We start from the raw sequence: 20100 nt of genomic DNA, 5'->3' as shown, positions 1-20100 counted from the left end.
CGGTTGAAGCACAGCGGTTGACCGAGGGGCCGCACCTTCCGAGGTGCGGCCCCTTCGGTGTGCCCCGCCGGGAATGCCCCACCCCGCAAGGGCGTTGTGAGGTGTGAACACGAGGAGGGGAGCGGTCACTGTGCTTGATCCGCAGGATTTGTACGCCTGGGAGCCGAAGGGCCTTGCCGTCGTCGACATGGCACTCGCCCAGGAGTCGGCCGGACTGGTCATGCTGTACCACTTCGACGGATACATCGACGCCGGGGAGACCGGCGACCAGATCGTCGACCAGGTGCTCGACGCGCTGCCCCACCAGGTCGTCGCCCGCTTCGACCACGACCGGCTCGTGGACTACCGCGCGCGCCGGCCGCTGCTGACCTTCAAGCGGGACACCTGGGCGGACTACGAGGAGCCCACCATCGAGGTGCGGCTCGTCCAGGACGCCACCGGGGCGCCCTTCCTGCTCCTGTCGGGCCCCGAGCCGGACGTCGAGTGGGAGCGCTTCGCCGCCGCCGTGGGGCAGATCGTGGAGCGGCTCGGCGTCCGCCTGTCGGTGAGCTTCCACGGCATCCCGATGGGCGTCCCGCACACCCGCCCCGTCGGCATCACCCCGCACGGCACCCGCACCGACCTGGTGCCGGGCCACCGCAGCCCCTTCGAGGAGGCGCAGGTTCCCGGCAGCGCGGAGGCCCTGGTCGAGTACCGACTCGCGCAGGCCGGCCACGACGTGCTGGGCGTCGCCGCGCACGTCCCGCACTACATCGCCCGCTCCGCCTACCCGGACGCGGCGCTGACCGTCCTGGAGGCGATCACCGCGGCGACCGGACTGGTGCTGCCGGGCATCGCGCACTCCCTGCGCACGGAAGCCCACCGCACCCAGACGGAGATCGACCGGCAGATCCAGGAGGGCGACGAGGAGCTCACCGCCCTCGTCCAGGGCCTGGAGCACCAGTACGACGCGGCGGCCGGCGCCGAGACCCGGGGCAACATGCTCGCCGAACCCGTCGAGATCCCCTCCGCGGACGAGATCGGCCGCGAGTTCGAACGGTTCCTCGCGGAGCGGGAGGGCGACAACTGACGGCTCGACCGGCACCCTCTAAGCTTCCGCTCATGCTGAAGGTGGGCCTGACCGGCGGGATCGGCGCCGGCAAGAGCGAGGTGTCCCGGCTCCTCGTCGAGCACGGCGCCGTACTGATCGACGCCGACCGGATCGCGCGCGAGGTCGTCGCCCCCGGGACACCGGGGCTCGCCGCGGTCGTGGCGGCCTTCGGCGAGGACGTCCTCGCCGATGACGGCACTCTGGACCGGCCGAAACTGGGCTCGATCGTGTTCGCCGACCCGGACCGGCTGGCCGTCCTGAACGGCATCGTGCACCCGCTGGTCGGTGAGCGCTCCCGCGCCCTGGAGGAGGCCGCCGCCGAGGACGCCGTCGTCGTCCACGACGTCCCCCTGCTCACGGAGAACGGCCTGGCGCCGCTGTACGACCTCGTGGTCGTCGTGGACGCCGACCCGGCCACCCAGCTCGACCGGCTGGTGCGGCTGCGCGGCATGACGGAGCAGGACGCACGGGCCCGCATGGCCGCCCAGGCGACGCGCGAGCAGCGCCGGGAGATCGCGGACGTGGTCGTCGACAACGACGTACCGCTGGACGAGCTGCGGCGGCGCGTCAAGGAGGTCTGGGACGAACTGGTGCGCAGGGCGCGCACGGAATAGCGGATCCGGCGCGTGCGTTGATCCATCCCAGCGAGGGAAGGACTCTGCCGTGCCCGAGACAAGCGGATCGACCGGACCGACCGGACGTACTCCGGAGACGGACGTCATCGACTTCCGTGCCGCCGAGCAACTGCTCGCGGCGCGGGACCCGCGCGGCGCGGTGAAGCTGCTCGACGGTGTCATCGGCACCCATCCCGAGAACACCGCCGCCCGGCTGCTGCGCGCGCGTGCCTTCTTCGCCGCGGCGCAACTGCGACCGGCCGAGCTGGAATTCACCATCGTCCTGGAGCGCGAGCCGGACAACGCCTTCGCGCACTTCGCCCTCGCCCGCACCTATGAACGGCGGGGCTGCCCGGACCAGGCCAGGCGCCACTTCCGGCTGGCGGCGGCGCTGGACCCGAACCCGGAGTACCTGCAGCAGGCTCGGTTCGACTCCTGACGGTCAGCGTCTCGGCGGCGGGTAGGGCGGGATGTCGCGGCCCGGCTGGTAGTGCGGGCCCTGGCGGATGTGCCGGAGGATCATCGTCAGGTCGGCCGTGACGACGAGCCACAGCACTCCGCAGGCGAGCGCCCAGCCGAACCGTCCCGTGAGCGCGAAGGCGGCCGTGCCGAAGATCGCCCAGACCAGCCCCCACAGGCTCAGCCAGAACCGCGCCCGCAGGGCACTGCGTGCGGTCGCCGGTTCACTGCCCGTACGCATCCGTTCACCACTCCTGTACTCCTGATATCGAACGTACTGCGGCAGGGCGGGAGGGCGAAAGCGGGCCGTACCGCCGGACCGGCCGCCTCCCGGAACCAGCCGCATTCACTCGGTCGGGTGAACCGACGTCGAAGGGGAACGGCTGTGCGAGCACGGGCCGTTGGACGGGCATGGAGCTGAGAATGCGAGAGGGACACCAGGGGACAGGACCCGGAGCCATCACCCCGGACGGCTGCGCGGTCGAGCTCTATGCGCGGCTGCCCGCCGGAGCCGAGCCGGACATCGTCGCCTCCGCCGTGCCCGAGGGCGCGCGGATTCTGGAGTTGGGCAGCGGGGTGGGGCGGATGACCCACCCGCTGCTGGAGCGGGGGTACAGGGTCACCGCGGTGGACGAGTCCGCCGAGATGCTGGAGCACGTGCGCGGGGCACGCACCCTGTGCAGCCCGATCGAGGACCTCGACCTCGACGAGCGCTTCGACGCGGTGATGCTGGCCTCGTTCCTCATACACACCGGGGACGTCGGGGTGCGGCGGGGGCTGCTGCGCACCTGCGTCCGGCACGTGGCGGAGGACGGCTGTGTACTGATCCAGCGAGAGGGGGCGGATTACCACACGAATCTGCCGCGTGAGCGGGTGGACCCCAGCGGCTTCACCGTCCGGATCCTGTCGGCGGACCCGGTGGGTGACGGCGTCAACTCGGTCCGCGCGGAGTACGAGTTCCCGGACGCCGTCTGGACCCAGACCTTCCGGGCCCGCCCACTGACCAGGGCGCAGTTCGAGGAGGCGCTGGGGGAGGCGGGACTGGCGGTGGACCGGTATCTCACCGACGACGGGACGTGGGTGAGGGCGGTGCCGGTCCGGCGATGAGTTCCGGGGCGGCGAGCGGTCTGTAACGCGACAGCAGCACGAACCGCCCAGCCCAGGAGACCGCCATGTCCGACACCACCGCTTCGACCGCCCCCACCCTGCCGGCCCGCGGGCGCGGCCTCCGCGTCGCCCTGCGCGTGGTGCAGGTGCTCCTCGCACTGTTCTTCGCCCTCGCGAGCGCCCTGCCCAAGCTGATCGGGCACTCCTCGGCGGCCGACACCTTCGCCGAGATGGGCTGGGGCGACGTGGGCATGTACGCGATCGGTGTGCTGGAGCTGGCGGGAGCGGTCGCCCTGGTCGTCCCGGTGCTTCAGTCGGTGGCGGCGACGGCGCTGAGCGCGCTGATGGTGGGCGCGTTCGTCGTCCAACTCACCTACTTCGACGGTGCGAACGCGGCGACGCCGCTGGTGCTGATGGTGCCGCTCCTGGTCGTCGCCCGACTCCGGCGCGGGCACAACCAGGAGCTGCGCCGGCTGGTGCGCGACCGGATCGGCGCGGCTGATCGGGCGTGAGCCGGCCGCGGGCTGCTCAGGGCCTGGTCCCGGCGTCCCTCCGGGAGCTGCTCAGGCCCTCCAGCCCGCGCAGCCGGTCCATCTCGCGGCGGTCGCGCTTGGTCGGGCGTCCGGCGCCGCGGTCGCGGATCCCGGCCGGGGCGACGGCCTCGCGGGGCGGGGGCGGCGGGGAGTTGTCCACGTAGCACTGGACGGCGACCGGGGCACCGACGCGCTTGCGGATCAGCCGCTTCACGACGACGACCCGCTCCCGGCCCTCCTGCCGCAGGCGGACCTCGTCGCCGACGCGCAGCGAGTGGGCGGGCTTGACCCGTTCTCCGTTCACCCGGACATGGCCGCCGCGGCAGGCGGTCGCGCCCAGGGAGCGGGTCTTGATCAGGCGGACGGCCCAGATCCAGCTGTCCACGCGGACGCTCTCGCCGCTCTGCGGTCCGGCCGCCTCGGCGGCGGCGATCGCCGCCGCCGTCTTCGGGTCCGGTGCCCCGGCCGCGGCTGCGGCGTCGTCCTGCGGGGCGGCCGCCCGGCCGCTCCCGCCCTCGTCATGCTCGGAAGCCATGGTTCGACCCTAACCTCCCGGCCCGGTACGGAGGACCGCAATTCCGGTGACCGGCCGACGGACCCCATGGACCTCGCAGAGCACCAGGGGGAGCGGGCGGCCCCGACCTGCCGGCCGGGGTCTTACGGTGGACGTATGGACACCGGCGGCCTTTCCGTACTCGACGAGCGCATCGCAGGGTGCCGGGCCTGCCCGAGGCTGGTCGAGTGGCGGGAGGAGGTCGCCCGCACCAAGCGGGCCGCCTTCGCCGACTGGACGTACTGGGGCAGGCCGGTGCCCGGCTTCGGTCCGCCGGACGCCCGGCTGCTGATCGTCGGCTTGGCCCCCGCGGCCCACGGCGGCAACCGCACCGGCAGGATGTTCACCGGCGACCGCTCCGGAGACGTCCTGTACCGGGCGCTGTACGACGTGGGCCTCGCCTCGCAGCCCACCGCGGTCCGCGTGGACGACGGCCTGGAGCTGTACGGCGTGCGCGTCACCTCGCCGGTGCACTGCGCCCCGCCCGAGAACAAGCCCGCCCCCGCCGAACGGGACACCTGCCGTTCCTGGCTCGTCCAGGAGCTGGGGCTGCTGCGGCCGACGCTGCGTGCGGTGGTCGTCCTCGGTGCCTTCGGCTGGCAGGCGGCGCTGCCCGCGTTCGCGGCGGCGGGCTGGACCGTGCCCAGGCCCCGGCCGGCCTTCGCACACGGCGGGCACGTGACGCTGGACGCCCCGGACGACGGGCCGGGTCTGCACCTCTTCGGCTGCTTCCACGTCAGCCAGCGCAACACCTTCACCGGCCGGCTCACCCCCGAGATGCTGCGCGAGGTGCTGCGCACGGCGGCGGACACGGCCGGGCTGCCCGGCCGGTAAAGGGGATGAGCGTGCCGGGCCGACGCGGCTACGGTGCTCCGATGGGCCTGTATCCGGAGATCGAACCGTACGACCACGGCATGCTCGACGTCGGCGACGGCAACCACGTGTACTGGGAGACCTGCGGGAACCCGCACGGCAAGCCCGCGCTGGTGCTGCACGGCGGACCCGGCAGCCGGGCGAGTCCGGGGCACCGGCGCTACTTCGACCCCGCCGCCTACCGGATCGTCCTCCTCGACCAGCGGGGCGCCGGACGTTCGCGGCCCCGGGCGAGCGCCCACGACACCGACATGAGCGTCAACACGACCGCCCACCTCATGGCGGACCTGGAGCGGCTGCGGGCCCACCTGGGCATCGAGCGCTGGCTGGTGTGGGGCGTGTCGTGGGGCTCCGCCCTGGGTCTGCGATACGCGCAGACGCACCCGGGCGTGGTGACCGAGCTGGTGCTGACCGGGGTCGCCACCGGCTCCAACGCCGAAGTGGCCCTCCTGACGCGCGGGCTGGGAAACGTCTTCCCGGAGGCGCACGAGCGGTTCCTCGCCGAGCTCCCCCCGGACGAACGCGACGGAAACCTGGCCGCCGCGTACAACCGCCTGCTGGAGTCCCCGGACGCGGCGGTGCGCGAGCGGGCCGCGCGGGCCTGGACCGACTGGGAGACGGCCATGATCCCGGCGCCGCCCGGCTCGGTCGCCCGGTTCCAGGACCCGGATTTCCGCATGGGCTTCGCCCGCACCGTCACGCACTACTGGGGCAACGACCACTTCCTCGGCGACGGCAACGACGAGGGCGTGGTCCTCAGGGACGCCCACCTGCTGAAGGGCATCCCCGGCACCCTGGTCCAGGGCAGCCTCGACTTCGGCAACCTCCTCGGCATCGTCTGGCGGCTCCACCACACCTGGCCGGAGAGCGAGCTGGTGATCGTGGACGAGGGCGGGCACGACGCCGGGGCGAGAGGCGACGAGGCCCTGCTGGCGGCGACCGACAAGTACGCGCGCGACGACACCGGCCGATGAGAACCAGGACGGGGAACCAGGACCGCCGGGGCCGCCACACGTAACGCACGTCCCCCGGCGCTGCTTGGCCGGGGCGACGAACCGGTCCCCGCCCCGGTGCCCGGCTCCCCGCTCACGGGCGGCCCGTCTCCGGCACGGCCGCGGTCGCGGTGATCTCCACCAGCTGTCCCGGGTAGCCGAGGCAGCTCACGCCGAGCAGGGTCGAGGAGTGCGGACCGGTGCTGAGTCCGGACGCCTCGACGACGTCCCAGACGGCGGACAGCGCGGCGGTGTCGGTACTCACGACGTACACGTCGGTCGACAGCACGTGCTCCAGCCCGCTCCCGACGGCGCGCAGCTGCTCGGTGAGGTTCGCGATCACCTGCTCGGCCTGCCGGACCGGATCGCCTTCGCCGACCAGCTTCCCCTCGGCGTCGAGCGGGACGGAACCGGCGAGGAACGCGAGCCTGGTCCCGGCCTCGACGACGGAGGCGTGGGAGTAGACGGGCGGCGGGAAGAGGCCGGGTACGGTGACGCGCTGGATCATGCGAACTCCTGGAAGACGGGGGCAGGGCTCCTGATCGTCCGTTCTCGGCCCGCGTCACGCACCCGAATTTCGCTCGCGGCCCGCCCTCCGGGCGCCTAGGCTCCGGAGTCGGCCGCGCCCCGCCCGCATCGTCAGGAGCCCGCACCAGTGCCCACGCCCACCCTCACGGACCAGGCATTCCTCGACACCACGGCGGACCGGCTCGCCGCCCTGCCCGCGGTCCGTGCGGTCACCCTCGGCGGGTCCCGGGCGCGGGGCACGCACGGACCGGACAGCGACTGGGACCTGGCGGTCTACTACCGGGGCGCCTTCGACCCGGCGGACCTGCGGGACGTCGGCTGGGCGGGCGAGGTCTCGGAGCTCGGCGCCTGGGGCGGCGGCGTCTTCAACGGGGGCGCCTGGCTGACGATCGACGGGCGCCGGGTCGACGTGCACTACCGCGATCTCGACACGGTCGAGCACGAGGTGAAGGAGGCGGCGGCGGGCCGCTTCGGTGTCGAGCCGCTGATGTTCCACCTGGCGGGCATCCCGACCTACCTCGTGGTGGCAGAGCTGGCGATCAACCAGGTGCTGCGCGGCGACCTGCCGCGCCCCGCCTACCCCGAGGCCCTGCGCGCCACCGCACCCGAACGCTGGTACGGCGCGGCCACCGCCACCCTCGCCTACGCCGAGGCCGGCCACGCCCCCAGAGGCGCCCTCACCCAGGTCGCCGGCGCGATCGCCCTCGCCACGACCCAGACGGCACACGCGGTACTGGCGGCTCGCGGGGAGTGGGTGACCAACGAGAAGGGAATGGTCGAGCAGGCCGGGCTGGGCGGGATCGACGCGCTGCTGGCCGGCCTGACGCCGGAGCCACGGGCCCTCGCGCAGTCGGTGACGCGGGCCGGGACACTGCTGCGCGACGCCGTGGAGGCCGCCCGCCCCTGAGCGCACCGCCGTGCGCCGTGGTGCTCGACGGCCTTCATCTTCCCGAAACAGGTCCGTTTCCGCGCCTTCGAAAACCCGTCGTACGCTTGACAGCGCGTCGCACCACGTCGCACCACCCAGCCCGGCCACCGTCGCCCGAAGGCTCACCACCGCCCTCGACCGGACGACAGGAGCCCCGCACCCCGTGTTCCGCACCGCAGCCCACGCGCTCCCGCCCTGGCTCGGCCATGCCCTCAACGCCCAGCGCGGCCCCGTGCCCTGGAACGCGGTGGCCCGGGGCGCGCTGGCCGGCGGGCCGCTGCTGATCGCGGCCCTGGCCGCCGGGCGGGCCTCCCTCGGAGTCGTCGCCGCGATCGCCGCCATGCTGGCCGGCATCAACGACCGGCCGGGCAGCCGCCGCGCCTCCGTGCGCCGGATCGGCGTACCCGCGCTCGCCGGGGCCGTCGGGCTGCTCCTCGGGACGTACGCCGGGCAGCACCTCGGAGCCGTGGCGCTGACCTTGGTGCTGACCGGTCTCGGCCTGGTCGCCGGAAGCGTCAGCGCCGTGGGGCCCGTGGCGTCGGGAACGGGGACACAGTTGTTGGTCACCGCGGCCGTGGGCGCCGGGATGCCGCTGCCCGACCCCGGGTGGCAGAGCGTGCTCGCCTTCCTCGCCGGCGCCGGCTGGCTGCTCCTGCTGCGGCTGGTCCTGCCCACGCCCACCGCTCTCGCCGGCGACCTCCGTCTCGACTTCCGCTTCGACGGGGAACGAGCCGCCGTCGCCGACGTCTACGAGGCCGTCGCCGCGCTGCTCGACGCCGTCGGCACGGAGCACGCCACGGCCCGCCGGGCCGCGCTCACCGCCGCCCTCGACCACGCGCAGGACGCGCTCGCCGGACCCCGGCTGCGGCGCCGTGCCTCCACCGCGGCCGAACGCCGGCTGCACGCCCAGTACGCCGCCGCGCTGCCCCTCGGCGAGGCCGCGACGGCGCTCGCCTGGGCGGGGCGGGCGGTGCCCGCGCGGGCCGTCGAAGGGCCCCGCAGGCTCGCGGCGGCCGTCCGCGGCAACACCCACGCCGGGCCGCTGCCCGCGCCCAGCCGGACCGAGCCCGCCCTGCGCGCCCTGGACGACGCCCTGCTGCACGCGGCGGACGCCTTCGACCGGGGCAGGGGTCCCGACCTGCACGTCCGGAGGCGGTCGCCCCGCTCCGCGGTGCGCGCCGTGCTCGGTCCGGGCGGCCGGGAGTACGGGCTGCGGGTCGGCCTGTGCTTCGGCGCCAGTGCCGCCGTCGCCCAGGCGCTGCACCACGGTCACTGGTACGGCTCCCACCAGCACTGGTACTGGCTGCCCGCCACGGCCGTCTTCCTCGTCAAGCCCGACCTCGGCCCGCTCGTGTCCCGGGTGCTGTGCCGGGCGGCCGGGACGGTGCTCGGGGCGCTGCTGTTCGCCGGGTTCGCGGCCGTGCTGCCCCGGCCGGAGGGGCTGGTCGCACTCGTCGCCGTCTGCGGTGCCCTGGTGCCGGTCGCCGCGCGGCACTTCGCCGCCCAGACCACCGTCGTCACCGTCCTCGTCCTCGCCCTGGTCATGGTCGGCGGCGAACCGCAGGCATCCGCGGGCCGCATCGGGGAGACGCTGCTGGCCTGCGCGATCGTCCTGGTGGCCGGGCACCTGCCGATGCCGGGACAGCGGGGCGCCGGCATCCGGGCCGGAATCGACGCCGCCGACGCCGCCGCGCACGCCTACCTCACCCACGTACTGGGCGAGTCGGACGACCGCGCCACCCGGTGGACGCTGCGCCGGGAGGCCTACCGCACCCTCGCCGAGGCCCGCGCCGCCGGCGCCCGGGCCGCCGCCGAACTGCCCGCCCTCGCCCGGCACTCCCGGGGCACCGACGAGGTCGCCGCGGTCCTCGAACGGCTCGTCGACACCACCACCGCGTGCGCCGTGCACCTCGACGACACCGGGCGGCTCACACCCCATCACACCGAGCGGATCGCCGCCCTGCGGGACGAACTCGCCGAGCGGCGCGGGCGCGTGGGCCGGCCCCGTACGTTGGCGTGATGACGCCTTCCTCCGCCTCGCCCCCTTCTTCCGCCGGGCCCGCCGGTCCTGCCGGGTCCGCCGAGCTCGCCGATCTCGTCATCACCGGCTGCACCGTCCTCGTACACGACGACCGCGAACGGATCGGCTTCGAGCAGGACGCGGCCGTCGTCGTACGCGACGGGGTCGTCGAGTCCGTGACGACCGCCGCCGCCGGGGCCGCGGTGCCCGCCGCCGACCGCATCGACGCACGCGGCCAGGTCGCCCTCCCCGGTCTGATCAACTGCCACACCCACGCGCCCATGGCCGCCCTGCGCGGACTCGCCGAGGATCTGCCCACCGAGGAGTGGTTCAACGACGTCGTCTGGCCCGTCGAGTCCAACCTGACGGTGCGGGACGTGACCCTGGGCGCCCGGCTGGCCTGCGCCGAGATGATCCGCGCGGGGGTCACGACCTTCGCGGACAGCTACTTCCACATGGACGCCGTGGCCGCGGTCGTGGCACAGAGCGGGATGCGGGCGCAGCTGGGACAGGCGTACTTCTCCTCGCAGGGACCCGAAGGCCGTGCGGCGTCAGTGGAGTTCGCACTGCGTCTCCGGGACGGCGCCGACGGCCGGATCACCACCGCACTGGCCCCGCACGCCCCCTACACGGTGACCGACGCCGACCTCGCCGCCACCGCGGAACTCGCCAGGGAGCACGGCCTGCCCGTGCACCTGCACGCGGCCGAGAACCGCGACCAGACCGACACGAGCCTCGCCCGGCACGGGGTCACCCCCATCGAGGTCCTGGAACGCACCGGCGTCCTCGACACCGACGTGCTCATCGCCCACGGCACCGGCATCACCGAGGGCGACCTGCCGCTCCTCGCGCGCGCGGGCGGCCGTACGGCGGTGGCGACGGCGCCCCGCGGCTACCTCAAGTTCGCCTGGCCCGGCACCACGCCTGTGCGCGCGCTGCGTGACATCGGCGTCGCCGTGGGACTCGCCACGGACGGTGCCGCGTCCAACAACTCCCTCGACGTGTGGGAGTCGATGGCGCTCACGTCCCTGATCCAGAAGTCCACCGAGGGCGACCCGCGCTGGCTGACCTCCCGCCAGGCCCTCCACCACGCCACCGTGCAGAGCGCCCACGCGGTCGGGCTCGGGGACGTCGTCGGCCGTATCGCGCCGGGGCGGCGGGCCGACCTGATCCTCGTCGACCTCACCGGACCGCACACCCAGCCCGTGCACGACCTCGCCGCCACCCTGGTGCACAGCGCGCGCTCCGCCGACGTGCGCACGACGATCGTGGACGGACGCGTCCTCATGCGGGACCGCGAACTGCTCACCGTGGACGTGCCCTCGGTGGTGCGGGAGCTGGGGGAGCGGCTGCCCGCCCTGACCGACCGCGGGCACGGTCGGCGCATCCAGGAGTACGACACCTGATACGGCCGCTGAAAGGCCAGCTCAGAGTGTCTTCATCGCCCTGCTGAAAAGAATCTTGCCGCGCAGCGATGAGTTCCGCTCCGCCCTTCGGTCACCACCCTGACGGCCCGACCGCGTCGTCGTACAGGAGGCTGGAGTATGTCGCTGCCCGAGATCGTCACCCGCGCGGACTGGCGCGCGGCGCGCGAGGCGTTACTGGCCAAGGAGAAGGCGGCCACCCGCGCGCGTGACGCCCTCAACGCCGAGCGGCGCGCACTGCCGATGGTCGAGGTCGACAAGGAGTACGTGTTCGAGGGCGGCGACGGCAAGGCCACCCTGCTCGACCTCTTCGAGGGCCGCGAACAGCTCGTCGTCTACCACTTCATGTTCGCGCCCGAGTGGGACGCCGGCTGCCGCAGCTGCTCGGCGTTCCTGGACCAGATCGGGCACCTCGCGCACCTCAGGGCCCGCGGCACGTCGTTCGCGGCCGTCTCCCGGGCGCCGTATCCGAGGATCCTGCCGTTCAAGGCGCGGATGGGCTGGACACTGCCCTGGTACTCGTCGTACGTCAGCGACTTCAACACCGACTTCGAGGTGACCCTGGAGCACGAGGGCGAGCTGGTCGAGCGGCCGGGGCTCAGCTGCTTCCTGCGGGACCGCGAACGGGTCTTCCACACCTACTCGACGTACGAGCGCGGCCTGGACGGCCTCGGCTCGACCACCAGCCTGCTCGACCTGACCGCGCTCGGCCGGCGGGAGCCGTGGGAGAAACCCGAGGGGCGCGCGTCGTCCCTCGGTGCTCCCGCGGGCAGTGGGAGGGTGCGCTATCACGACGAGTACGAGGACTGAGACGCTCGGTAGCGGAAACGGCCGAACGGCTGAGGTGCCGCTCACACTTTGCGGTGAACGGGTGTCAACTATGTCTCAGTACCATCACCACGCGAGGCGTTCGCTCCATGGTTGGCGTTTAACTCTACGAGTACAGCGCTACATGGAGGTGCGGAGTGAACGGGCGAACGGTGCTCGAACGCTTTCCCGCCGGTGGACCACGGGGATCCTGGCCGGCGGAGGAGTTCGCACAGGCGCGGCGTCTTGAGGGTCTGCCGGCCGAGGTCGTGATGGACCTCGCCACGGACATGTTCCTGGTCGTCGTGGGCGGCGGCGACGCCGCGGGTGACGCGGCGGCCTGACCCGCCGCCTCCCGGAGCTACGCGCTGACCGCCCGCGACCAGGTGGGCGTCGTGTTCGTCAGCCGGCACAGGGCCAGATACAGCGGGATGGGTGGCGTGTAGGGAACCGTGCCGTCCGAGCGGTGGAGGAGGGCGGGCAGCTCCGCGGCGCCGGGTACGACCGCACCGGTGGCGTAGCGCGCGGGCGCGGGCCATTCCAGGGCGTAGTCGGAGTCGGACGGAACGATCCACCACCAGTGCGTCTCATCGGCGTAGACGCACCCCACGCGCGGCAGCCGCGGCAGCACCTGCTGGCCGAGGCGCGCGGGTACCGCCACCGCGTCGCAGCCCAGGGGTGCCGTCATGCCGTCCGGCACGGGCAGTCTCAGAGGTGTCCCGGTGGTGTGCCGTCCACGCTGGAGGCGGACCATCGTGTCCAGACCGAGTGGTCGGACGCCGGACGCAGCCCTCATAGCCATTCGGTCCCCGTTCCGCGCAGTGTTTCCCGGTGCTCCCGGTGCTCCCGGTGCTCCCGGCTCTCTCTGGTCTCGCGTGCCCCGCGTGTCTCCGGGCCCTCCCCGTGGCGGGACTCGACCTCGCCCTCGACCTCACCCTCGTCCCCGGTGCCGTCCGTGGGGCCGGGCTTCGGGCGGGCGCCCCAGCCCAGGTCGTTGTGGGGCTCCGCGGGGTCGCGCGGTTCGTCGGCCTTGCGTGGCAGCTCGGCCCAGACCAGCAGTCCGGGGCCGTGCTCGTGGGCGCCCCAGGCGTCGCACAGGGCGTCGACGAGAAGCAGGCCCCTGCCGTGCTCGTCCTCGGGCTGCTGATCGGCCGAGGGGTGGGGCTGGCCGGGGGCGCAGCCCTCGTCGCGCACGGCTATCCGGACCAGGTCGTCGACGTCGTGCAGCTCGCACACTATGTGTCTGCTCGCCGTGTGCACGATCGCGTTGGTCACCAGTTCGGAGACCACCAGGGCCGCGGTGTCGCAAGTGTCCTCGCACACCGCCCAGCCGCTCAGCCGGGCCCGGGTCAGGCGTCTGGCCTGTGAGGGAGAGCCCGGATGGGCGGCCAGCTCGAAACGGAACCGGCGCTCGGCGGCGGAGGCTCCCGAGGAGCCGGCTCCCATGGCGGCACCGAGGCCCAGGGAGCCCGCGGTGGCGTCTGTTCCTAAGGGCGCGGACGGAATCACGCTTGCCACTATCGCCCCGCCGTGAACACTTGGCAAGTGTCACTCTGAAAAATGCAGAGTGCTGTGTGCCGTTCTGGAAGGCCGTGGCACACTGCTCGCAACAGCACGTCGAGCGGCGCCACTTCAGGTCGTCGAAGACCTCAGCGGGTTTTCGAACGGACTTTCGAATGGCGCCGCCGGGCTGTCCGCACCAGGACATACCGGGGCTCGCCGAGGCTGTCCTTACACGGGAACAGGGACGCAAGGACTCTTTCGGGACTCTTCAGGAGGTGGGCGGTGAGCGAGCCGCGGTCCGCGCCGACGGTCGGCCAGGTCGTACTCGGCCGGCGCCTGCTGGACCTGCGGGAACGTGCCGGACTCAAGCGCGAGGAAGCCGCCCGCATCCTGCGCGTCGCACCCGCCACGGTCCGCCGCATGGAGATGGCCGAGGTCGCCCTCAAGATCCCGTACCTCCAGCTCCTGCTGAAGGCATACGGCGTCAGCGACGAGGAGGCCGACGCTTTCGTCCGGCTGGCCGAGGACGCCAACAAGCCGGGGTGGTGGCAGCGCTTCCACGACATCCTCCCCGGCTGGTTCTCGCTGTACGTCAGCCTGGAGGGCGCGGCGTCCCTGATCCGCGCCTACGAGCCCCACTTCGTCCCCGGAGTGCTGCAGACCGAGGACTACGCGCGCGGCGTGCTGCGCTCGGGCGCCATCGGCCAGACCCGGCCCGACGACATCGAGCGCCATGTCGACCTGCGCATGCAACGCCAGGAACTGCTCACCCGTAAGGACGCACCCCGGCTGTGGGTCGTGATGGACGAAACCGCGCTGCGCCGCCCCGTCGGGGGGCCGGAGGTGATGCGTGCCCAGATCGACCGGCTGCTCGAGGCCACGAAGCTGCCCAACGTGACGCTGCAGGTCGCCCCGTTCTCCAGCGGGCCGCACCCCGGCACCTACGGGCCCTTCGTGCTGTTCCGATTCGCCATGCCGGAACTGCCGGACATGGTCTACAGCGAGTACCTGACCGGCGCCGTCTACCTCGACGCGCGTGCCGAGGTGGCGACCCACCTCGAGGTCATGGACCGCATGGCGGCGCAGGCCGCCACGGCACATCGCACGAAGGAGATCCTCCGGGATCTCCGCAAGGAGCTGTGAATGAACCGCATCAAACCCCAGCGTCCGCCACTGACCCGCGGCGCGCGGATCTACAACGGCATGCCCGCCCGTGAACTGGGCAGCGAGGGGTGGCACAAGCCGTGGAGCGGCGGCAACGGAGGCAACTGCCTGGAGGCGATGAAGCTCGCCGACGGGCGGATCGCGGTACGCCAGTCCACCGACCCGGACGGGCCGGCGCTCATCTACACCACGGCCGAGATGACGGCGTTCATCGAGGGAGCGAAGGCGGGGGAGGCTGACTTCCTTCTGTCCTGAAACACGCGTTGCTTGCGCATCGTTGTTTTTAAGCTTGTTTGGCACTGAGTTGATCACCCATCGCGACGAGTACTCAACACCTGGGAGTGCGTCATGACCGGGCAGCACAGCACCGCCGGGATCGACACGAGCAAGCCGCACCCCGCGCGGATGTACGACTGGTATCTCGGCGGAAAGGACAACTACCCGGTCGACGAGGCGATGGGCCGGCAGATGCTCACCCTCGACCCGAGGGTGCCGGTGATGGCGCGGGTCAACCGCGCCTTCATGCACCGTGCCACCCGATGGCTGGCGGGCCACGGCATCCGGCAGTTCCTGGACGTCGGCACCGGCATACCGACCGAGCCCAACCTGCATCAGGTCGCCCAGGAGATCGCGCCCGACGCCCGCGTCGTCTACTGCGACAACGACCCCATCGTGCTGGCCCACGCGGCAGCCCTGCTGCGTGGCACGCCCGAGGGGGAGACCGAGTACCTCCAGGCCGACGTCCGGGACCCGGACGCCGTCCTGGAGGGGGCCCGGAAGATCCTCGACTTCGACCGGCCCGTCGCGCTGTCCCTGGTCGCGCTGCTGCACTTCGTCCCGGACGAGGACGGCGCGCACGACCTGGTCCGGCGACTCCTGGACGCGCTGCCCTCCGGCAGCCATCTGGTGATGACCCACGCGACGGCCGACTTCACGCCCGAGGAGTCGCGGGCGGCCACCGAGAAGCTCCGCGCGGCCGGGGTCACCCTGGCCCTGCGCTCGCGCGAGGAGTTCACCCGGTTCTTCACCGGCCTCGACCTGGTGGAGCCCGGAATCGACGTGCCGCACCTGTGGCACCCAGAACTGGGCGATCCGGTCGCCGGTCAGGACGACGGGGTCATCCCCGGGTACGGGGCGGTGGCCCGCAAGCCGTGAAGCCATGAAGCCGTGAAGGGTCCGGTGACCTGCGCGCGTGTGGCGGGGAAGGTCTGGCCGCCGGACGGACAGGCCCCGAGACGGACAGGCCGCCGGACGGAACAGGCCCTCGGACGGAACAGGCCGTCGGACGGGATCAGACCGTCATAGGCCGGTCGTAGGGGTCGACCGGCGCCGGCAGCCGGGTGGTGCCGCCGGACAGGTGGCGGTCGACGGCCGCCGCCACCGCCCGGCCCTCCGCGATCGCCCAGACGACGAGTGACTGCCCGCGTGCCGCGTCCCCGGCGGCGAACACCCCCGGGACGCTGGTCGCGAACCCCCGGTCCCGGGCGATCGTGCCACGGCGCTCCATCTCCAGGCCAAGACCGTCGACGAGCCCGTCCCTCCGGTCGGGACCCGAGAAGCCGAGGGCGAGGAGGACCAGGTCAGCCGGGAGCGAGCGCTCGGTGCCGGGCAGTGGCCGGCGGCCGGCGTCCACCCCGACCAGGTGCAGCGCACGCACGTGCCCCCGCGCGTCACCGGTGAAGCGGAGCGTGGACGCCGCGAACAGCCGGGCGTCCGCGTCCGCCGCCGGAGCGGACCCCAGCTCACGTGCCTCCTCGTGCGCCGCCGACAGCCGGTACAGGCGCGGATACGTAGGCCATGGCTCGGCCTCCTCGTCGCGTTCCGCACCCGGCTGCGCGTAGATGTCCAGCTGCTTCACGGACGCCGCCCGTTCCCGCACCGCCGTACCGAGACAGTCCGCTCCGGTGTCGCCGCCGCCGACGATGACGACATGCCGCCCGGCGGCGCACAGCGGGGAGCACTCGAGGTCGCCCTCGCACACCCGGTTGGCCAGCGGCAGATACTCCATCGCCTGATGGATCCCGGCCAGCTCCCGGCCGGGCACGGGCAACTCGCGCCACGCGGTCGCCCCGGTGGCGATCACCACCGCGTCGTAGCGGGCACGCAGACCGGCGGCGTCCACGTCCTGCCCGACCGCGGTCGACGTGCGGAACCTCGTGCCCTCCGCCCGCATCTGTCCGATGCGCCGCTCCAGGTGCCGCTTCTCCATCTTGAACTCGGGGATCCCGTACCGCAGCAGCCCGCCGACCCGGTCGTCCCGCTCGTACACGGCGACCGTGTGCCCGGCCCGGGTCAGCTGCTGCGCCGCCGCGAGGCCGGTGGGCCCCGAGCCGATCACCGCCACCGTCCTCCCGGACAGCCGCTCCGGCGGGCGCGGCGGGACGAGGCCCTCCTCCCAGGCCACGTCGGCGATCGCGCACTCGACGTTCTTGATGGTGACGGCGGGCTGGTTGATGGCGAGCACACAGCCCGCCTCGCAGGGTGCCGGGCACAACCGGCCGGTGAACTCCGGGAAGTTGTTCGTGGCGTGCAGCCGCTCGTTCGCCGCCCGCCAGTCCGACCGGGAGACCAGGTCGTTCCACTCCGGGATCAGGTTGCCCAGGGGGCAGGCCTCGTGGCAGAAGGGGACGCCGCAGTCCATGCACCGGTCGGCCTGCCGGCCGACGATCGGCAGCAAGGCTCCCGGGACGTACACCTCGTCCCAGTCCCGGACCCGCTCCCCGGCCGCCCTGCGGGGCCACTCCTCGCGGGGTGTCGTCAGGAAACCCTTGGGATCGGCCATGACCGTCTTCCTAGCCTGCGCGGTGGTCGGCCGTGCGCCGTGGGACGGCGCTCTCGCGCTCCACGATACGACCGGCCCGCCCCGCGCGCAGAACGCCGGACGGCTGCTCGCCCACGGTGCCCCGCGCGGTGGCGGCGTGCGTCCCGGGGCTCGGGACCCGTGCCTCACCCGCTTCACGGCTTCACACGAGGGCCAGTACGTACGCCACCGCCGCGGCGGCCGAGGCGACCGCACGGACGTGGTTCCAGGCCGTCCACTCGCGCACGTACGCGGGCCAGTGGCCTGCGGCCTCCGCGGAGTCCGGGTCCAGCCGGAGCAGCGCGGCGTTGCGCGGCACGTTGGCCGCCGCGGTGACTCCGAAGGAGCCGACCAGGTACAGCCCGCTGCCCAGCAGCAGCTCCACCGCCGCCTCCTTCGGCCACAGCACCAACGTGACCACGGCCGTCACCGCGGCCAGCACCGCCGTTCCGAGGAACACGGACATGAAGGCCGGTCTCACCGCGGTCCTGTTGATCGAGTTCATCGCGGCGACTCCCTGTGCGGGCGGCAGCGCGGCGAGCCCCCGCATGACGAAGGTGGAGAACGCACAGAAGACACCGGCCGTCAGACCGGTCCCGAGCACTCCCAGCACCACCAGCACGACGTACGGTCCGTCACTCATGTCCGTCAACTCCCACCCGTCTCGGCTTCCACCCGTCGATCCCCCCAAGTCAACCTCCGCACCGACTCGGTGACCATGGCCGAGCACCGCGGATCCATGCGCGAGCGTCCACGCGCGGGCCGACGGCTACGGGGTCGACCGACGGGGCGACCGACCGGGCGACCGACGGGGCGACGGAGAGGGCGACCGTCGTGTGGACCGACGCGGGAACTGACGCATCATGGGCGGGTGCGACTGCAAGCGATCACCTGGGACCGGCTCGGCGATCGGCTCGCCGAGCGACTGCTCGATCTGGAGCCCACCGACGGCAGTGCCTGGACGCGCGTCGCCCTCGACGGCGCCCCGGCCGCCCGTCCCGGCGACCTCGCCGAACGGGTCGGTGAGGCCTTGCGCGTACGCGGCCGCCCCTCCCTCGTCGTCGGAGCGGAGGGCTTTCTGCGACCCGCCTCGCTCCGCCTGGAGTACGGACACCAGGACGCCGAGTCCTACTACAACGGCTGGTATGACACCGGCGCCCTGTGGCGCGAGGTGTTCGACCCGCTCGGCCCCGGCGGCGACGGGCGGGTCCTGCCCGACCTGTGGGACCCGGTCACCGACCGAGCCACCCGCAGCCCCTACGTCCCCCTCCCTCCCGGCGGTGTGCTGTTGCTCCACGGGCCCTTTCTGCTCCGCCACTGGTTCCCCCTCGATCTCAGCGTCCATCTCGTCCTCACCCCGGGCGCCCTGCGCCGCCGCACCCCCGAGACCGAGCAGTGGACCCTGCCCGCGTTCGAGCGCTACGACGAGGAGGCCGACCCGTCGGGCACCGCCGACGTCCTGGTGCGTGCCGACGACCCGCGGCATCCCGCTTGGAACGGCTGACTTCTCACAGCCAGCCGTTGCGCCTGAAGCCCCGGTGCAGCGCCAGGCAGCCGACGGCTATCAGGCCCAGGACCAGGCCGTAGCCGTACCGCCAGCCGAGCTCCGGCATGTGGTCGAAGTTCATGCCGTAGACCCCGCAGATCATCGTGGGCACGGCGATGATCGCGGCCCAGGCCGTGATCTTCCGCATGTCCTCGTTCTGCGCGACGGTCACCCGGGCGAGGTGCGCCTGGAGGATGGAGTTGAGGAGTTCGTCGAACGCCGCGATCTGCTCGGTGGCCCGCAGCAGGTGGTCGGCGACGTCGCGGAAGTATGCCTGTATCTCCGGGTCGACCACCCGGAACGGCCGCGTTGCCAGCTCCTCCAGCGGCCGGCCGAGTGGGACCACGGCCCGCCGCAGCTCCAGGAGTTCGCGCTTGAGCTGGTAGATGCGGCCGGGGTCGACCCGCGCGCCGTTCTCCGCGAACACCTCCGTCTCGACGTGGTCGACGTCCTCCTGGACCGACTCGATGACGCTCAGGAAGTCGTCCACCACATGGTCGGCGATCGCGTGCAGCACCGCCGACGGTCCCTTGGCGAGCTGCGCCGGATCGGACTCCAGCCCTTCCCGCAGGGGTCCCAGCGAGCCGTGCCGCCCGTGCCGCACGGTGATCACGAAGTCCTGCCCGGCGAACACCATGATCTCGCCGGTGCTCACCACCTCGCTCGTGGCCGTGAGCTCCTCGTGCTCGACGTAGCAGACCGTCTTGAACACGGCGAAGAGCGTCTCCCCGTACCGCTCCACCTTGGGTCGCTGGTGCGCCTCGATCGCATCCTCGACCGCCAGAGGGTGCAGCTCGAAGAGCTCCGCGACGCCCGCGAACTCCTGGTCCGTCGGCTCGTGCAGGCCGAGCCAGACGAACCCCGCCCCGCGCCTGCGCATCCGCGCCACGGCCTCGACCGGATCGCCACCCTCGGGCGTGCGGACACCGTCCCGGTAGGTCACGCAGTTCACCACCGAGGAGCCCAGCGGGGAACGGGCGTGGTGGCTCAGGTCCACCCGCGGACGTCGACGGGTCAGCCGTGCCACCTTCCGGAGGCCGCCGACCGTGCCCAGCCCCGTGACCTTCCGCAGATTCCCCGCCATGGTCATCCGAATCTCCTCGCGTGGGTCCCCTCGCGCCGTGCTTCCCGCGCCTTGGCACGCCAGTTTGCCAGGTCG

The 20100-nt window shown here is 72.9% G+C and carries 24 protein-coding genes; 16 read left to right on the top strand and 8 right to left on the bottom strand.

All coding sequences use genetic code 11. The features are described 5' to 3' along the window. Positions 1 to 130 precede the first annotated feature (130 nt). From IE258_RS30055 to IE258_RS30045, 3 genes are read left to right on the top strand one after another with little or no spacing between them, the layout of a single operon-like run. Entirely contained in the window at positions 131 to 1069 is a 939-nt protein-coding gene (locus IE258_RS30055; RefSeq protein ID WP_159326601.1) for a PAC2 family protein, read from the top strand. Between the two features lie 32 nt (positions 1070 to 1101). Beyond that, positions 1102 to 1704: a dephospho-CoA kinase gene (coaE, locus tag IE258_RS30050; protein WP_189748786.1), complete on the top strand. Its 603-nt coding sequence runs from the start codon at positions 1102 to 1104 to the stop codon at positions 1702 to 1704. A 49-nt stretch (positions 1705 to 1753) separates the two neighbouring features. Continuing rightward, the gene (locus IE258_RS30045) at positions 1754 to 2143 is read left to right on the top strand and encodes a tetratricopeptide repeat protein (RefSeq protein WP_159326599.1); all 390 of its coding nucleotides are present in this window, start codon (positions 1754 to 1756) and stop codon (positions 2141 to 2143) included. A 3-nt stretch (positions 2144 to 2146) separates the two neighbouring features. Here IE258_RS30045 and IE258_RS30040 read toward each other — a convergent pair whose 3' ends face one another. Continuing rightward, the gene (locus tag IE258_RS30040) at positions 2147 to 2404 is read right to left on the bottom strand and encodes a DUF6343 family protein (RefSeq protein WP_159326598.1); all 258 of its coding nucleotides are present in this window, start codon (positions 2402 to 2404) and stop codon (positions 2147 to 2149) included. A gap of 182 nt (positions 2405 to 2586) precedes the next feature. Between IE258_RS30040 and IE258_RS30035 the strand changes: the two genes are divergently transcribed. Together IE258_RS30035 and IE258_RS30030 are read left to right on the top strand one after the other, a co-directional pair. Beyond that, positions 2587 to 3270: a class I SAM-dependent methyltransferase gene (locus IE258_RS30035; protein ID WP_189748783.1), complete on the top strand. Its 684-nt coding sequence runs from the start codon at positions 2587 to 2589 to the stop codon at positions 3268 to 3270. 65 nt (positions 3271 to 3335) lie between these two features. After that, on the top strand, positions 3336 to 3782 hold the full coding sequence (locus IE258_RS30030; RefSeq protein ID WP_189748781.1) for a DoxX family protein: 447 nt from the start codon (positions 3336 to 3338) through the stop codon (positions 3780 to 3782). Between the two features lie 16 nt (positions 3783 to 3798). On the opposite strand, the gene IE258_RS30025 is transcribed toward IE258_RS30030, so the two are convergent. Continuing rightward, positions 3799 to 4338, bottom strand: coding sequence for an RNA-binding S4 domain-containing protein (locus tag IE258_RS30025; protein ID WP_189748778.1), 540 nt, complete (start codon positions 4336 to 4338; stop codon positions 3799 to 3801). 135 nt (positions 4339 to 4473) lie between these two features. Here IE258_RS30025 and IE258_RS30020 point away from each other — a divergent pair, with 135 nt between their 5' ends. Next, complete coding sequence (locus IE258_RS30020) at positions 4474 to 5190, top strand: uracil-DNA glycosylase (protein WP_189748775.1); 717 nt, start codon at positions 4474 to 4476, stop codon at positions 5188 to 5190. Positions 5191 to 5231: 41 nt separating this feature from the next. Then, a complete protein-coding gene (gene pip / locus IE258_RS30015; RefSeq protein ID WP_189748772.1) occupies positions 5232 to 6203 on the top strand; it encodes a prolyl aminopeptidase in 972 nt (323 codons plus the stop codon). Between the two features lie 112 nt (positions 6204 to 6315). On the opposite strand, the gene IE258_RS30010 is transcribed toward pip, so the two are convergent. Next, positions 6316 to 6729 carry a RidA family protein gene (locus tag IE258_RS30010; protein WP_159326592.1) on the bottom strand — a complete coding sequence of 138 codons (414 nt, stop codon included), beginning with the start codon at positions 6727 to 6729 and terminating at the stop codon, positions 6316 to 6318. Positions 6730 to 6876: 147 nt separating this feature from the next. Here IE258_RS30010 and IE258_RS30005 point away from each other — a divergent pair, with 147 nt between their 5' ends. The 5 genes from IE258_RS30005 to IE258_RS29985 all read left to right on the top strand — a co-directional run bounded on the left by IE258_RS30005 (position 6877) and on the right by IE258_RS29985 (position 12272). Next, complete coding sequence (locus IE258_RS30005; RefSeq protein ID WP_189748770.1) at positions 6877 to 7656, top strand: nucleotidyltransferase domain-containing protein; 780 nt, start codon at positions 6877 to 6879, stop codon at positions 7654 to 7656. Positions 7657 to 7840: 184 nt separating this feature from the next. Further along, the gene (locus tag IE258_RS30000) at positions 7841 to 9697 is read left to right on the top strand and encodes an FUSC family protein (protein WP_189748767.1); all 1857 of its coding nucleotides are present in this window, start codon (positions 7841 to 7843) and stop codon (positions 9695 to 9697) included. After that, a complete protein-coding gene (locus tag IE258_RS29995) occupies positions 9697 to 11103 on the top strand; it encodes an amidohydrolase (RefSeq protein WP_229892507.1) in 1407 nt (468 codons plus the stop codon). Before IE258_RS30000 ends, IE258_RS29995 begins: the two co-directional genes overlap by 1 nt. 138 nt (positions 11104 to 11241) lie before the next feature. Continuing rightward, on the top strand, positions 11242 to 11931 hold the full coding sequence (locus IE258_RS29990; RefSeq protein WP_159326588.1) for a DUF899 domain-containing protein: 690 nt from the start codon (positions 11242 to 11244) through the stop codon (positions 11929 to 11931). 155 nt (positions 11932 to 12086) lie between these two features. Further along, on the top strand, positions 12087 to 12272 hold the full coding sequence (locus IE258_RS29985; protein ID WP_189748764.1) for a DUF8839 family protein: 186 nt from the start codon (positions 12087 to 12089) through the stop codon (positions 12270 to 12272). Between the two features lie 17 nt (positions 12273 to 12289). On the opposite strand, the gene IE258_RS29980 is transcribed toward IE258_RS29985, so the two are convergent. Next, complete coding sequence (locus tag IE258_RS29980) at positions 12290 to 12724, bottom strand: hypothetical protein (RefSeq protein WP_189748762.1); 435 nt, start codon at positions 12722 to 12724, stop codon at positions 12290 to 12292. After that, positions 12721 to 13446, bottom strand: coding sequence for an ATP-binding protein (locus IE258_RS29975; protein WP_189748759.1), 726 nt, complete (start codon positions 13444 to 13446; stop codon positions 12721 to 12723). The genes IE258_RS29980 and IE258_RS29975 overlap by 4 nt, the downstream gene beginning before the upstream one ends. Positions 13447 to 13713: 267 nt before the next feature. Between IE258_RS29975 and IE258_RS29970 the strand changes: the two genes are divergently transcribed. The 3 genes from IE258_RS29970 (at position 13714) to IE258_RS29960 (ending at position 15750) form a co-directional block, all read left to right on the top strand. After that, positions 13714 to 14574, top strand: coding sequence for a Sco1979 family transcriptional regulator (locus tag IE258_RS29970; protein ID WP_127894135.1), 861 nt, complete (start codon positions 13714 to 13716; stop codon positions 14572 to 14574). Then, on the top strand, positions 14575 to 14850 hold the full coding sequence (locus IE258_RS29965; RefSeq protein WP_087809940.1) for a DUF397 domain-containing protein: 276 nt from the start codon (positions 14575 to 14577) through the stop codon (positions 14848 to 14850). It begins immediately after the preceding gene. 93 nt (positions 14851 to 14943) lie between these two features. Beyond that, positions 14944 to 15750, top strand: a complete 807-nt coding sequence (locus IE258_RS29960; protein WP_127894134.1) for an SAM-dependent methyltransferase — start codon at positions 14944 to 14946, stop codon at positions 15748 to 15750. A gap of 136 nt (positions 15751 to 15886) precedes the next feature. Here IE258_RS29960 and IE258_RS29955 read toward each other — a convergent pair whose 3' ends face one another. Further along, on the bottom strand, positions 15887 to 17377 hold the full coding sequence (locus IE258_RS29955; RefSeq protein WP_189748756.1) for a glutamate synthase subunit beta: 1491 nt from the start codon (positions 17375 to 17377) through the stop codon (positions 15887 to 15889). Between the two features lie 181 nt (positions 17378 to 17558). Further along, positions 17559 to 18038, bottom strand: a complete 480-nt coding sequence (locus tag IE258_RS29950) for an anthrone oxygenase family protein (protein WP_189748754.1) — start codon at positions 18036 to 18038, stop codon at positions 17559 to 17561. Positions 18039 to 18266: 228 nt separating this feature from the next. On the opposite strand from IE258_RS29950, the gene IE258_RS29945 reads away from it, so the two are divergent. Continuing rightward, the gene (locus IE258_RS29945) at positions 18267 to 18899 is read left to right on the top strand and encodes a nucleoside/nucleotide kinase family protein (protein WP_189748751.1); all 633 of its coding nucleotides are present in this window, start codon (positions 18267 to 18269) and stop codon (positions 18897 to 18899) included. A gap of 4 nt (positions 18900 to 18903) precedes the next feature. Here the strand turns inward: IE258_RS29945 and IE258_RS29940 are convergent, their stop codons facing one another. Continuing rightward, positions 18904 to 20031 (bottom strand): magnesium and cobalt transport protein CorA, encoded by a 1128-nt coding sequence (locus IE258_RS29940; protein ID WP_189748748.1) that lies wholly within the window; start codon positions 20029 to 20031, stop codon positions 18904 to 18906. Positions 20032 to 20100 lie beyond the last annotated feature (69 nt).

Source organism: Streptomyces tendae (genome assembly GCF_014650435.1).
GTDB classification, from domain to species: domain Bacteria; phylum Actinomycetota; class Actinomycetes; order Streptomycetales; family Streptomycetaceae; genus Streptomyces; species Streptomyces tendae.
Note: the sequence above shows the minus strand (reverse complement) of the source record. Positions and strands in the feature narration are given on the sequence as shown.